The sequence below is a fragment of the Sinobaca sp. H24 genome (assembly GCF_023845525.1).
This window is the reverse complement of sequence record NZ_JALBWT010000018.1, coordinates 1-12,948: the sequence shown is the minus strand read 5'-3', so window position 1 is coordinate 12,948 and position 12,948 is coordinate 1. Positions and strand designations below refer to the sequence as shown.

Genomic DNA, 12,948 nt, shown 5'->3' with positions numbered 1-12,948 from the left:
GTAATAGTTATAGTGAACAAGCAGACTCTGCTTAGCAGTACAGAGAACAAAGATGAGGTCACACAAGGAGGACCGGTTATGCAGTATACCCAGGAAGAACTAGTCCAACGTTTAAAAACGAACGCTGTTGTTTACAGCAACGGCTTAGAAAAGATAGAAAAAGGAATTCCGTTTCAAGAAGGTAAAAAAGGACTGGATCCAAGAGTAAAGCAGCTTATTCTGGATGAGGAAAGCACAAAATTAAAAAAACCGATTGAACTGGCGGATCTTGAAGAAATCCGCAGCAGCGGCGGTTTTAAGAACGATGACTTAAGCCGGGGAATCCGCGTGGAGCACAAAAATATTTTTCAGGAAGACAGTACACTTCGTGTCCGCCTTTATAACCGTGGAGAGGAAAAAAACCTGCGATTATCTATTACCATGGAGGCGGCTTTTTTGAAGGCGATATGGACGTAGTGGAAAACCCATGCAAGCTTCTCGCACAGGAGACGGGCGCCGTCGTTATTTCCGTAGAGTACAGATTGGCCCCGGAATTTCCGTATGCCGCCGACTGACGGACTGTCTGGAAGCAGTCCGCTATGTATATGAATTTGCTGATGAGCTTTCTATAGACCGGGATACCATTGGCCTCGTCGGTGACAGCGTAGGAGGGAATCTGGCGCTAGGCGTAAATCATTTAAGTTCTGGTGAGCCCTGGACCATTTCTTATTTGGGCCTGCTGTATCCGCTTGTGGATCTATCGGATTTTTCAGGAGAGAAATGGAATACGTCAGCCTATGACTTTTCGGAAGACGAAGCATTAATCCGAAGAGAACTTATTAATATGAGGCAGTCTCTTTTTTTTATTCAGTCCCTTTATTTAAACGATCTTGAACAGGCTATGTCGCCACTTGTATCGCCTGTACTGAGTGAAGTGAAACAAAATATTCCTCCTGTAACCATTGTTACAGCAGAATTCGATTATTTAAAAATTCAGGGGGCGGAATTTGCCAGGCAGATGGCCGATGCATCGGTCCCTGTCCGCCACATTGAATATAAAGGAATGGATCATGCTTTTGTAGAAAAGCTGGGCTGGTATCCGCAGGCGGCCGATGCGATCACAGAAATTTCCCGTCATTTTAAAGAAAATATATAGTGCTTATCTTAAAACCACCGGCATTTTATGAAGGTGGTTTTTTGTATGAAAAAAAATGTGCAGCAGCTGATTAAAAATAAGTGGATACGGGAAGAGGACAGAAGAACTATAAAGTGCGGCAGCGGCAATATATAAATAAAAGAGGCAGGCAGAAAGATATAATACTGCTTCCGAACTCTTTTAAGGAGATGGAAACTATGGCAAGCCATGATCAGTTAAGAAAACAGATGCAGGAAAAAGAAACGCGTCACATACAAGGAAACATGGAGAAAATCATCAAGCATATTCCGGACCAGGAAGAAACCGGAGGACTGGATCCTAGAGTGAAAGAGTGGATGGTGACAGCAGAACCTGACAAAACGAGAAGACCTTTGGAAGTAGATGATTTGGAGGAAATTCGTGAGCATGAAGGCTTTCCGAATACAGATATAGCTCCTTCTATTTCCAGCCGCGAGTTATCAATTGAACTGGAGGATCGGAGCATTCCTGTTCGCATATACAATGAAGGCGGTGGAAAAAAGCCGGTCATGTTATATTTTCACGGCGGCGGATTTTTCAGCGGTAATATAAAAATGGTTGAAAATCCATGTAAATGGCTCGCGCAGGAAGCAGAAGCCGTTGTCATTTCGGTTGGCTACCGCCTTGCGCCGGAGCATCCGTTTGCTGACGGGTTAAATGATTGTTTGGAGGGCACAAGATGGGTATGGGAGCAGGCAGAACAGCTGCAGATAGATACAGATAACATTAGTCTGGCCGGTGAGAGCGCCGGTGCTAACCTTGCACTTGGCGTAAGTGAGTTGAGCCTTGAAGAAAAATGGGATATTAAGCATATCGCTCTTCTGTATCCGCTTGTTGACCTGGCAGATTTTACCGGAGAACAGTGGAAAATTGACCAGTACAAATTTTATAACGACGAAGCACTGATCCGGCAGGAATTAACAAGTATGCAGCAGTCGACCGTATTTATTCAATCCTTGTACCTCCAGGATTTAACGGATGCTAATTCGCCGCTCGTTTCTCCTATTCTCAGTGAAAATAAACACAGGCTGCCGCCAATGGCTATCGTAACGTCCGAATATGATTATTTGAAAATACAAGGACAGGAATATGCCAGACAGGTAGCGGAAGCCGGTGTTCCTGTAAGCATGTGGGAATATAAAGGAATGGACCACGCTTTCGTAGACAAACTAGGATATTATCCGCAGGCGGCCGATGCATTGACGGAAATAGCTTCCCATTTCCATGCAGTCAGAACAGAGAGGTTGTCAGCAGAATGGAAAAAAGGTTCATAATGTGCATAAAAAAAGCGTCATAATTAACAATTATTCTCATAAATGGATAGAATAATAGCTTCGAGTTGTATAAAATATCCTTATGGCTGTAAATCATGTAATTCTTAAGACATGGGATGGTGAATACGATGGATGGAAGTTCTTTATGCAAAGGGCTGATATCATTAAAAGGACACAAGCTTCGTCTGGTATATGCTCTTTTGCAGAGAACAAATACCATTGATTTATTGATTTCAAGAGGCAGGGAGGCCCTTTCTCCCGAAAGCGAAGATGCTTTCGGATCACATTTGGAAAGAGAAATCAGCCAGCTGGAGCAGGAAGACGATGCTCTGCTCCAGCTGGATATCTTTTCAGAACTTGGCCGGCTGATGAACATAACGCAGTCTCCGCTCACGAGTGAGGATGTATTTAAAGAACAGGCGGACAGTATTTTAGAGCACGCTTATTCTTACTTAGAGAAGCAGAATAAAGTATTTAAGCAGTTCGCCGAAGTGCAGAAAAGCGGTACAAAGCTCGACCATATGATTCATTTTATTATGCTGTCCCTGCTCGACATCATTGATACGGAATCGAGAGAATATTCGGAAGAAGAACTGGAACAATCGGCGGAAGCGCTTCATAGCTATCTCGAAAAACTGCCGGATGAATCGAAGCAGAAACTGGCTTATCAGATTGGAAAGCCTGTATCGACCACCGCAGAAGTGAAACGTATCATCCGCCGATCCGAGCTTAGCACGCTGTTTTCTGCATCCACAGAAATTGAAGGCGTCTCTTCTTACCTGGGAGTGAAAACGCTGCTTCCGGTGCTGTTAAAGCGCAAAGGAGTAAAGGTTCCGTTTGCCGAACAAACGGATACCTCTTATTTGACGGCAGCTTTTGCCTCACCTTTCTTTTTTCTGCCGGTTATTTTAGGAAACAGCTTCTTTTCTCATGGTGCCCAGCATTTTTATTTCAAGAAACTGCTGGTGCCAAGTACGATCGTGTACATTTCGCTGCTGTCTTCATATGCAGATGAAGAAGAAACCTGCGAGCCGATACTGGAAGCGTGGAAGAAACGGATGGCTTTTTATCAGGAAGAATTAGAACGCGCCGAACAACTGAAGAATAAAATATCATCCCAGGAAGCAGTCATTCGTTCCCAGGAGCAGAAAGTACAGACTTTGAAGCAGGAAATGGATCGAAGCATGTCTATTCTGGATGAAGCTAAAAATGATATTTGGCTGTCATTATATACGAGTGGGTTAAAAGAGTGGGAGATTAATGAAACATTTGCTTCCTACCGCCGGGAATACAGAGAAGCCATGAACCGTTTAAATGAAATCGAACGACAGCGCAGAAAGCATAACCCCAGGGCCGGCTTTCGAAGCATGATGAATCGGACGGCGGCGCACGTAACAACGTATATGGATGAAAAGAAAGAAAAGCGGGAAGCCAACGAAGCGATGCGGAAAATGGTGGATGAATTTATCGAAGCAGAGCACTCCTATGAGCCTTACAAAAAAACGGCTGCACTGGAAAAGAAGAAAAAGGTAGAAGATCTCCAGAACGATAAGGAAGAAGCAGAATACCAGAAAGAACAGGAACGCCGGCGCTGGAAGGACTATAAAGAACAATATAAAGAGAGCCTTGCCACCATTAGATCACTGGAAAGAGAAAACAATTCTATTAAAAAATAAAAAAGGGCTGTCCCAAAATTATTTTTATCATGTTATGAGAAAATATATGAAGAACCTCGCACCCTTGTTACAAGGGATGCGAGGTTCTTTTCACGTAGTGGAGGTTTGTATTTTTTTAGCTGATTCTTATAAATCCTCATGAAAATAACCAGGCGCCGACTCAGGCATGGCCTGCCGAAAGCGTGCGCCTGGTTGGATTGGCTGCGTTTTGTTGATCACTGGTATTCTTTTGGGACGGTCGTGCTTTTAGTATAACAAGGAGCAGGTTTATTCTTCCGCGCTGGCCTCAAGACTTTCAACGACAAAATCAAGCTGGCTTTCGAGAGAAACAGGATCATTGAAGAATGATGCAGCTGTATCCAGCTCGTATACATTATCTTCCTCTACGGCAGGCAGGTTCTGCCAAACATTACTCTCATAAACCTCGTCAGCAGAACCGGTTTCTGATTCCTGCCATGGGCTCGTAAAAATAATATCTCCGGCGTAATCATCCAGTGCTTCCAGCGATACGTTTACAAAACCTTCTCCGCTGTCGATAGCATCCTCCTGTACAGCTTCCGGTGCGGACAGGCCAAATTCATCATAGATAATTTCGCCCCCGCGGGCAAATGTATTGCCAAATACATAAACACCTTTTTCAAATGGCTGTATCAGCGAGATGGTGCGGTCTCCTACGCTTTCTTCGACGGAAGCGCGGTTTTCCTCAATAGAGGAATCCCACTCCGTAATCCATTCTTCGGCTGCCTCTTCCTCACCAGTCATCGTACCAAATTCCTGAAGCTGCTCTTTAAAGGGGAGCTGGCCATAATCAATGGTAACAGTTGGAGCGACATCCTGAAGCTGTTCCAGATTTTCATCTGAGCTTAATGTCACAATAAGGTCAGGTTCGAGGGACAGTACCTGTTCAACGGAGGTGCCATCTCCTAAATCTTCGATGCCTTCTGTCATCTCTTCGTCAAAATAGGGGTTTTCCAGGGCCTGAGTGGTGGCGCCTATCGGCTTTTCATCAAGCGCGAGAAAATACCCTACATAGGAAGGGGCAAGTACTACTATATTCTGCGGATCTTCCGGTATATTAAAGGAACCGTTGGGACCTTCATACGTTACGGTATCACTGGAGCTTTCTTCCTGTGTTTCTTCTGCAGAGGACTCTGTATCCTCTGTCTCTTCCTCATTGTCTGTTCCGCCGCCGCATGCTGCCAAAAGCGTTACTGCCGCTGCTGAAGCAGTAAACATACTTCTATGTATCCATTTATGCATAGTAAATCTCCTTTTTTCTTAATTGATAAAGATTATCATTATCGTATAATCTTTTACGTTAATTTGCAACTTATTTATTATGAGGAAACACCTAGACATTTGCTGTAGTTATTGCTAAGCTTTTTATGATTGAAAATGATTCTCACTCAAAATAATACAAACTAATGAGGGTTACATATGAAAGATAAACGATCAGATAAGGTGAAGCGCAAACCGCTTTCTGCGGCTTTCCTATTTATTATTGGAACGCCGCTTTTGTTTTTAATGTTTATGCTCTCTATTTCGGTAGGAGCCGCAGATATTGATCTGCAGACAGTTTGGGCATCGCTTTTTTCCTTTGATGCTTCTAATAATCAACATGTGATTATTCAGGAGCTGCGCCTTCCTCGTTCTACAGCTGATGTAGTGGTCGGGGCCGGATTTGCGGTGGCCGGAGCAATTCTGCAGGGAATGACGCGCAATCCGCTGGCGGAAACCGGAATTTTTGGTATCAATGCCGGTTCCATCTTTATGGTGGCGGTATGTTTTGCTTTTTTTCCGGGTCTTTCCTACAGCAATCTTATTCTATTTTCCTTTGCAGGAGCCGCGATGAGTCTCGGACTGATCTTTGGAATCGGCGCGATGACAAAAGGAGGGCTTTCTCCGGTCAGGCTTGTACTGGCAGGAGCGGCTATCAGCGCTTTGTTTACTGCATTAAGTGAAGGAATCGCTATTTACTACAATTTGAGCCAGGATCTGGCTTTTTGGTATGCAGGAGGAGTGGCAGGTGTGAGATGGGAGCAGCTGCTGCCCGCGCTGCCGTGGCTCGCTGTCGGTCTTGGGATGGCCGTCGTGCTGTCCCGTTCTATTACGCTGCTCAGCCTCGGGAGGATATTGCCGCAGGACTGGGAGCGAGAGTGCGCTGGATCAAGCTTTTCTGTGTGATTGCCGTCCTTATTTTAGGAGGGCTGTCCGTTTCTATCGTCGGCCCGGTTGCATTTGTGGGGCTTGTTATTCCTCACATCGTACGCTACTTTGTCGGAGCCGATTATCAGCTGATTATTCCAGGCTCTATTATCGTTGGAGGTATTTTTATGACATTGGCTGATATCGGTGCCCGAATGATCAATCCTCCGTATGAAACACCTATCGGCGCTTTGTTTGCGCTGATCGGCGTTCCGTTCTTTCTTTATATTGCCCGTAAAGAAAGGAGAGAGAGTTTATGAAATCATTCGTTCAGGAACAACTGCGGAAAAAACAGCTGTTTTTCTTTGCCGTTATTATTCTTCTTATTATGGTCGTCTTCTTTTACAGCATGAATACAGGTTTTACGAGCCTGTCTCCAATAGAAGTAATCCAAACCTTCGTAGGGATGGGAGACACTCAGAGCAGTTTGATTTTATTTGAATTCCGTCTTCCTCGGATTGTGCTTGCTCTGCTCGTAGGAGCCTGCCTGGCCATTTCCGGCTGTATTTTACAGGGAGTATCGCGCAACAGCCTGGCAGACCCTGGTATTTTAGGCATTACGACAGGTGCCGGATTATTTGTTGTGTTGTATATTTCCTATTCGTCTTCTTTTGAAGCGGCTTCTGCTTTTACGCTGCCTTTTCTTGCCCTGCTCGGTGGATCGATAACTGCTTTTCTTATTTACGTTTTATCCTATGAAAAAAATGTCGGGCTGCTTCCCTATCGGATGATATTGAATGGAATTGCTATTGCGGCAGGAATCAGCGCTTTAATGACAATACTTATGCTCCGTCTGGCACCGGAGCAGTACAGCTTTGTAGCTGTCTGGCTGGCCGGACGCATCAGCGGCTCTACCTGGAATGAGGTGCTGTCGCTGCTGCCGTGGTTCCTTATTTTATTCACTGTTGTTATGTTCCGGGCGAGAGACCTCGATACGCTGGCCTTTGGTGATAAAATGGCGACCGGTCTGGGCGTCACGGTGGAAAAAGAACGTATCATTCTTACTGTATCCGCCGTAGCTCTTGCCGCCGCCGGGGTGTCTGTGAGCGGCGGTATCGGATTTGTCGGACTGATTGCCCCGCATTTAGCAAGAAGGCTGGTCGGAAGCCAGCATGTAATGGTGCTCCCTGCTTCAGCTCTTCTCGGAGGTCTGCTGCTTTTGACAGCAGATACGATCGGCCGCTCGATTATTGAGCCATCCGAAATTCCAGCAGGGGTAGTTGTAGCCGTCATCGGCGCGCCTTATTTTCTTTATCTTCTCGCCAGGCAGAAAGCCTAGGTTTAACAAGGCTGCCTTTCGCCTGTATACTGGAGGCAGTAAGGAAAGGTAGTGATCATTTGTGTTTCCCATTACATTAACCATTGCTTATCTGGTTATTATCGTTATCGTAGGCTACAGCATTTATATGATGCGCCGGAAAAAGGGTCTCAGCGATTTCAAAAGTGCACTTACGCCACTCTGCTTTCTGCTCGTTCCGATAATGAACTTGATCGTGCTGTGGATGGAATGGCCGTCGATTATCAGCTGGACAGCATTTACGATTCTGCTGCTGCTGGGTGCTTACTTTATGAAATACCTGCCAAAACCTGAACCAGAACAAAATGCTTCTGAAAAATAGTTACCAGTCTCCCGGAAACCAGTTCAGCTGGTTTCTTTTTTTTGTCTAAACATATGTAATATTTAAAATGGAAAAAAACCGCTTTCTGCGCCTTTTATTAAATGAAGGAAAACCAGAATTAAAGATATATTACATGAAAATACAGGCCGCATCGTTCGCTGTGAGGGCATTATACAGTGAACTTCCAGTGAAATGGATGCTTAAATTACAAAGTATTACATATTTAACGAGGAAATGACGGGATTTCGTTTTATGATTACACTCTTCTAACAAGCATCGATCATCTATTGAATTAGCAGATTAGAGTGCCTATACTTCAACTAGTCAAACAGACACTATTGCCAATCAGCGAAACACAATAATAAACTCAGGAGGTGAACGAGCGTTATTCAAGAAAGCCGTAAAAAGGAAATACATAGATTAATCGAGTTATGGAATTCGGAACTATGTGGTATCAACGGCGAATTGATCAATAACGCTTCGTACATTTATGAAAAAATTTGTTTTAACTTCAATCGTGGGCGCAGCCCTTTTAGCAGGACCCGTTGCAGGTGCAGATGCTGCAGTAGGTGACCAGACACTTCGTGACGGAATGAATCATTCAGACGTATCCGAACTGCAGGAGTGGTTGAACGAAAACGGCCATGAAGCAGGATCTGTAGACGGCGTCTTCGGACCGAACACAAAATCCGCTGTAAAGTCTCTTCAGTCTTCTGAAGGATTGAGCGTGGATGGAATTGCTGGAAACAACACATTCGGCGCAATGGATCTGGAAGCATCAGCTGCATCTAATTCAAGTGCTTCTGCCGAAAAAGTAGCGGGAGCTTCTACAACAGAAGCCTCTCAGTCCACTGGATTTGTAAATCCGGCAAATGGACCCGTAAGCTCTGAATACGGCCCTCGCGGCGGCGGCATGCATCACGGAATTGACGTTGCATCCGGCGGCCAGTCCAACGTAGCGGTTAAGTCATCTGCATCCGGCACAGTAAAGCAGGCTACGACGATGAGCGGTTATGGTAATACCGTAATTGTAGAACACACAGTAAATGGTCAAACATTCGAAACGCTCTATGCGCACCTGGATTCTATTAATGTTTCTGCCGGAGACAGCGTCGGTCAGGGCGAATCTATTGGTATCATGGGGAACACAGGACAGTCTACGGGTACACACCTTCATTTTGAAATTCATGAAGGCGCATGGAACGGTGCGAAATCAAATGCAGTGGATCCAAGAAACTATGTCAGCTTCTAAATAAAAGTCAGCAAGCCTGCTTCCTAACGGAGCAGGCTTTTTTTATGTTTTTATTTCCTTAGTTGTTTGAAAATTGAAAAATTAATGTTTGAGGCGTATAATAAATGGATATAGTATGTACAACTAATGTTTAATAGTTAGTTGTACATTTCCCGTCCCTTAGACGCGTATCTTAATAGAAAGAAGGGAAAGGTATGAAAAAGTTTGCAGGATCGATGTTAACAGGTGTGCTGGCGTTTGGATTGGTTGGAGGAGGCACAGCTTTAGCCGACAGTCACGATACAGACGACGGAGCATCGGAAGATAGTGGAATGGTAAGAATCGTTCACGCGTCTCCTGATGCACCGGAAGTTGATGTATATGTTGATGGAGAGGCAGTGGTCGAAGGGGCGGCGTTTAAGGATGCAACAGACTATTTAGACGTACCCGAAGGGGAACGTGAAGTAGAAATTTTTGCAGCTGGAGAAGAGGGTGAAGGAGATCCTGTGATTGCAGCTACGCTTGATGTAGAGGGTGGAGAAGCGTATACAGCTGCAGCAACGAACACGCTTGACGAGCTTGAGCTGACAGTGCTTGAAGATAAACAGGATACAGCAGAAGGCATGTCAGACGTAAGAGTGGCACACTTCTCTCTTGACGCACCTAATGTAGATGTAGCGTTAACAGGTGGAGATATTTTGTTTGAAGATGCACCATTTACCGGCGTAACGGACTATCTTGAAGTAGAAGCAGGTTCTTATGATCTGGAAGTACGTCCTACAGGTACGGAAGATGTAGTACTTGATCTTGCCGGCACCGAGCTGGAAGGCGGCACGAGCTACTCTGTATTGGCTGTCGGCTTTGCAGAGGGCGATCCTGCTCTTGATGCCATTGTTCTTGCTACTCCGTCCAGTGAAAGCATGCCATCTGAAATGCCGCAGACTGGTGCAGGCGGTACTGATAACACCATGATGTATGTATTGGCCGGCATGCTGGCAGCTGGTCTTGGAGCTGGATACTATGTACGCCGCCGCGCGGGCGCTTCTTCATAGTATTGTCTTCGCGCTTCTGATTCTTTTTTTAAGCGGCAGTTCAGAAGAATACAGGGAAGCAGAAACAGCATTTACAGAAACGGCAATAGAAGAAGTTGAAGCGGCAGAAACAGGGGATCAGGTAGAAACAGTGTCTGTATCTCAGAAGGAGTCTGTAGTTCCTGCTGAAATAAAGATAGATGCTATTCAACTCGATACAGCCGTGGATGAGATGGGTTATACAGAGAGCGGGGGAATGGAAGTTCCGGATAACGGAGAGGAGACCGGCTGGTTCTCGCCGGGATTCAAGCCGGGCCAGCAGGGAAATGCTGTTATAGCTGGTCATGTAAATGACCGGTCCGGACCGGCCATATTCTATCATCTGGATAAACTAAAGCCGGGAGATCTAATTGAAGTGACTGGAGAGGACGGAGAAGCTATTACATTTGAAATGGAATCTTCTGCGTCTTATCCATATGACGATGCACCAATCCAGCAGATTTTCGGTGCATCAAATGATAGAAAGCTTCAGTTGATCACATGTACGGGAGAGTTTGATAATGATGCCGGTACCCACCGGGAAAGACTGGTAGTTACTGCATCAGCTGTAGAATAGGAAAAGAGAACCGGCTGCCTGAATGGGAAGCCGGTTTTTTTGCGCTGAAATTGGTTTAAGCGCTGTCATGAAAGGGATAAAGCTCACTTTCGCTTGCATGCCTAAACGAAGGGGCGTACAATCTGTTAAGTGATGCCGGCTGTTTATTCTTTAAGAAACAGAGCCCGGCATAAGCTCTATTTTTTTCATGAAAAAGTTTGAAGAATAGAAAGGATTCATACTTTATGCTGCTTAATGACCCCTGTTTTTGTGATGGCGACCATCGTGCTTGTCGGATTTTTCATCACAAAAAAGATGGATATATCGATTCAGACCCGAAAGTTTTTATCTTTTACCGTAATTAACTTTGCCCTTCCTGCGGTGATTGCGAACAGTATTTTTCAAACTCCGCTGGACCGGGAAATGTGGAATAACTTTGCCGTTATTTACATATTCGGTTTGGTTTTAAGCAGTATAGGAATGGCTGCTGGGTATTTTGCAGCCAAAAGCATGGGATACGACAGCAGCTCCAGGCGGCAGCTTGCGATTTTAGCAGGCTGTGGAAATACGGGATTTATTGGAATTCCTGTGGCCTATATGATTTTTGGCTCGACGATCGGTGTATATGCAGCCATTTATGACGCCTCTACGATGACGCTCGTATTTACAGTAGGAGTGCTGCTGTTAAAAGGGGAGCGCTTTTCTGTCAAACAGCTGCGTTCATTAGTCAATGCCCCGTTTATAACGCTTGTTGTGAGTCTGCTCATTGTCTCTACAGGGGTGGAAATCCCCATGTACTTTACAGAGCTGGCCGGTACGCTCGCTGGAATATCTGCGCCGCTTGCCATGATTTATCTGGGCCTGCTTATCCCGACGATTCCCTCTTCGAGCTACAAGGCGGTGCGTGATGCCTACAAACGCTTTATCGGTGCGGCGGTTTCTATCAAAGTGCTTCTGCTTCCGACAATAGCTTTTACCGCTCTTTTGTTTCTGCCGATTGAAGGGGAGCTGGCTTATATTATTGTTATTCAGGCTTCTATGCCGACATTTATTCTGGCGATTGTTCTGTTTGAACGGTATTTAGGAGATGGTTCACAGAATTTAGGTATTACAGCTATATTATTGTCGTCTCTCTTGAGTCTGCTTGTGCTTCCGATTGCTATTTTTTTAGGAACCACCTATTTATAAAGCATGAAAAACCCCTCTCGTTTTTATAAACGGAGGGGTTTTTGGTTAGCTGTCTGTATTTTCCAGCATATACTCGTTGGAGCGTATAATCGTCATCATATGATGCTGCTGAAGACTGATAAGAGCGGAGGCGGCACCGGCCAGCGCTTCGTCCTCACAATAGCTTGAGATATTGGGAAACGTCTTCTTTTTGAATGTATCTTTTCCGGCACTGTTCATACCGGTGTAAAATTCAATTACTAATCGGGATTGCTGTATATCAGTCATTAAGAAAAATCTCCTTTCACGAATGGGGATGAGGGGGAAGGATGGGGTTCAGAATGGGATGCGGAACGGGGCGGAGTCTGATGAACGGTATAAATCAGCATATCCAGCTTTTTTTCCATGCGGTGCAGCAGATAAAAAGCAATAGCCGCTGAGATGCCATGATCACTCACTACTTGAATCCAGAGATCTGCATTCACAACTGTATCTCCTTTACGTCTGAATAAAAAAAGAGGGGAGCCGGGTGCGGCCCGGCTTTTAGAGATAATTTATGCTTCGAAAATAACATCGACACTGCGGTCTACAATACGGGCATCCCGCTTTCCGACGAATAGTCCGCCGGAAGAAGTGAAAGCGGCAGAGGCAATAACAGCGTCCATTGCGGCTTCTACAGCAATGGGGTCAGCCGGTTCAATAGGCTGCTCCAACGTGATGGTTACTAGTTTTCCTTCTTCGTTCTCAAAGCGCAGTTCAAGTCGTTTATTCATTATAGGGGACAGCTCCTTTAGGTGATTGGTATATTTTTTTATGCAAGGTGGTGCAGGCTGTATTCATTCGTACGGACAATGGTGGAAACGGGAAGGGATTGAAGGGAAGCGAGAGCCTGAGCAGCTTCGTAAAGCGGAGCGCTGTCTGCGCGGTTGCGGATCTGTTGAAAGGATTTGGAAACAAATGATTCTTTTCCATCCTCTGTAAGTCCTGCGTGAAATTC

The 12,948-nt window shown here is 45.2% G+C and carries 16 protein-coding genes and 1 pseudogene; 12 read left to right on the top strand and 5 right to left on the bottom strand.

Annotation, left to right across the window (positions count from 1 at the left end):
- Window positions 1-78: 78 nt before the first annotated feature.
- The 5 genes from MMY81_RS19870 (at window position 79) to MMY81_RS19855 (ending at window position 4,103) form a co-directional block, all read left to right on the top strand.
- Window positions 79-456, top strand: coding sequence for a hypothetical protein (locus tag MMY81_RS19870; protein ID WP_252314217.1), 378 nt, complete (start codon window positions 79-81; stop codon window positions 454-456).
- A complete protein-coding gene (locus tag MMY81_RS35570) occupies window positions 447-554 on the top strand; it encodes an alpha/beta hydrolase fold domain-containing protein (RefSeq protein WP_374562415.1) in 108 nt (35 codons plus the stop codon). Before MMY81_RS19870 ends, MMY81_RS35570 begins: the two co-directional genes overlap by 10 nt.
- A complete protein-coding gene (locus MMY81_RS19865; protein WP_374562442.1) occupies window positions 521-1,135 on the top strand; it encodes an alpha/beta hydrolase fold domain-containing protein in 615 nt (204 codons plus the stop codon). The genes MMY81_RS35570 and MMY81_RS19865 overlap by 34 nt, the downstream gene beginning before the upstream one ends.
- A gap of 197 nt (window positions 1,136-1,332) precedes the next feature.
- Window positions 1,333-2,427: an alpha/beta hydrolase gene (locus tag MMY81_RS19860; RefSeq protein ID WP_252314215.1), complete on the top strand. Its 1,095-nt coding sequence runs from the start codon at window positions 1,333-1,335 to the stop codon at window positions 2,425-2,427.
- A 128-nt stretch (window positions 2,428-2,555) separates the two neighbouring features.
- Window positions 2,556-4,103: a hypothetical protein gene (locus MMY81_RS19855; RefSeq protein ID WP_252314214.1), complete on the top strand. Its 1,548-nt coding sequence runs from the start codon at window positions 2,556-2,558 to the stop codon at window positions 4,101-4,103.
- A 267-nt stretch (window positions 4,104-4,370) separates the two neighbouring features.
- On the opposite strand, the gene MMY81_RS19850 is transcribed toward MMY81_RS19855, so the two are convergent.
- Window positions 4,371-5,363, bottom strand: coding sequence for an ABC transporter substrate-binding protein (locus MMY81_RS19850; RefSeq protein WP_252314213.1), 993 nt, complete (start codon window positions 5,361-5,363; stop codon window positions 4,371-4,373).
- A 177-nt stretch (window positions 5,364-5,540) separates the two neighbouring features.
- Between MMY81_RS19850 and MMY81_RS19845 the strand changes: the two are divergent.
- The 7 genes and pseudogenes from MMY81_RS19845 to MMY81_RS19815 all read left to right on the top strand — a co-directional run bounded on the left by MMY81_RS19845 (window position 5,541) and on the right by MMY81_RS19815 (window position 11,972).
- Window positions 5,541-6,568 (top strand): annotated as a pseudogene (locus tag MMY81_RS19845) (FecCD family ABC transporter permease).
- A complete protein-coding gene (locus MMY81_RS19840; RefSeq protein WP_252314212.1) occupies window positions 6,565-7,587 on the top strand; it encodes a FecCD family ABC transporter permease in 1,023 nt (340 codons plus the stop codon). The pseudogene MMY81_RS19845 and the gene MMY81_RS19840 overlap by 4 nt, the downstream one beginning before the upstream one ends.
- Window positions 7,588-7,648: 61 nt before the next feature.
- Window positions 7,649-7,927 (top strand): hypothetical protein, encoded by a 279-nt coding sequence (locus tag MMY81_RS19835; protein WP_252314211.1) that lies wholly within the window; start codon window positions 7,649-7,651, stop codon window positions 7,925-7,927.
- Window positions 7,928-8,417: 490 nt separating this feature from the next.
- Window positions 8,418-9,179, top strand: a complete 762-nt coding sequence (locus MMY81_RS19830) for a peptidoglycan DD-metalloendopeptidase family protein (protein ID WP_252314210.1) — start codon at window positions 8,418-8,420, stop codon at window positions 9,177-9,179.
- A 194-nt stretch (window positions 9,180-9,373) separates the two neighbouring features.
- A complete protein-coding gene (locus MMY81_RS19825) occupies window positions 9,374-10,210 on the top strand; it encodes a DUF4397 domain-containing protein (protein WP_252314209.1) in 837 nt (278 codons plus the stop codon).
- A complete protein-coding gene (locus MMY81_RS19820) occupies window positions 10,179-10,805 on the top strand; it encodes a class F sortase (protein ID WP_252314208.1) in 627 nt (208 codons plus the stop codon). Before MMY81_RS19825 ends, MMY81_RS19820 begins: the two co-directional genes overlap by 32 nt.
- 234 nt (window positions 10,806-11,039) lie before the next feature.
- On the top strand, window positions 11,040-11,972 hold the full coding sequence (locus tag MMY81_RS19815; RefSeq protein WP_256497965.1) for an AEC family transporter: 933 nt from the start codon (window positions 11,040-11,042) through the stop codon (window positions 11,970-11,972).
- A gap of 45 nt (window positions 11,973-12,017) precedes the next feature.
- On the opposite strand, the gene MMY81_RS19810 is transcribed toward MMY81_RS19815, so the two are convergent.
- From MMY81_RS19810 to MMY81_RS19795, 4 genes are all read right to left on the bottom strand, one after another.
- Window positions 12,018-12,239, bottom strand: a complete 222-nt coding sequence (locus MMY81_RS19810) for a DUF1659 domain-containing protein (RefSeq protein ID WP_252314207.1) — start codon at window positions 12,237-12,239, stop codon at window positions 12,018-12,020.
- The gene (locus MMY81_RS19805) at window positions 12,239-12,436 is read right to left on the bottom strand and encodes a YvrJ family protein (protein ID WP_252314206.1); all 198 of its coding nucleotides are present in this window, start codon (window positions 12,434-12,436) and stop codon (window positions 12,239-12,241) included. Before MMY81_RS19805 ends, MMY81_RS19810 begins: the two co-directional genes overlap by 1 nt.
- A gap of 69 nt (window positions 12,437-12,505) precedes the next feature.
- Entirely contained in the window at window positions 12,506-12,724 is a 219-nt protein-coding gene (locus tag MMY81_RS19800) for a DUF2922 domain-containing protein (RefSeq protein ID WP_252314205.1), read from the bottom strand.
- Between the two features lie 38 nt (window positions 12,725-12,762).
- Window positions 12,763-12,948 (bottom strand): DUF1659 domain-containing protein (locus tag MMY81_RS19795; protein WP_252314204.1); only part of this gene is annotated, 186 nt, incomplete at its 5' end.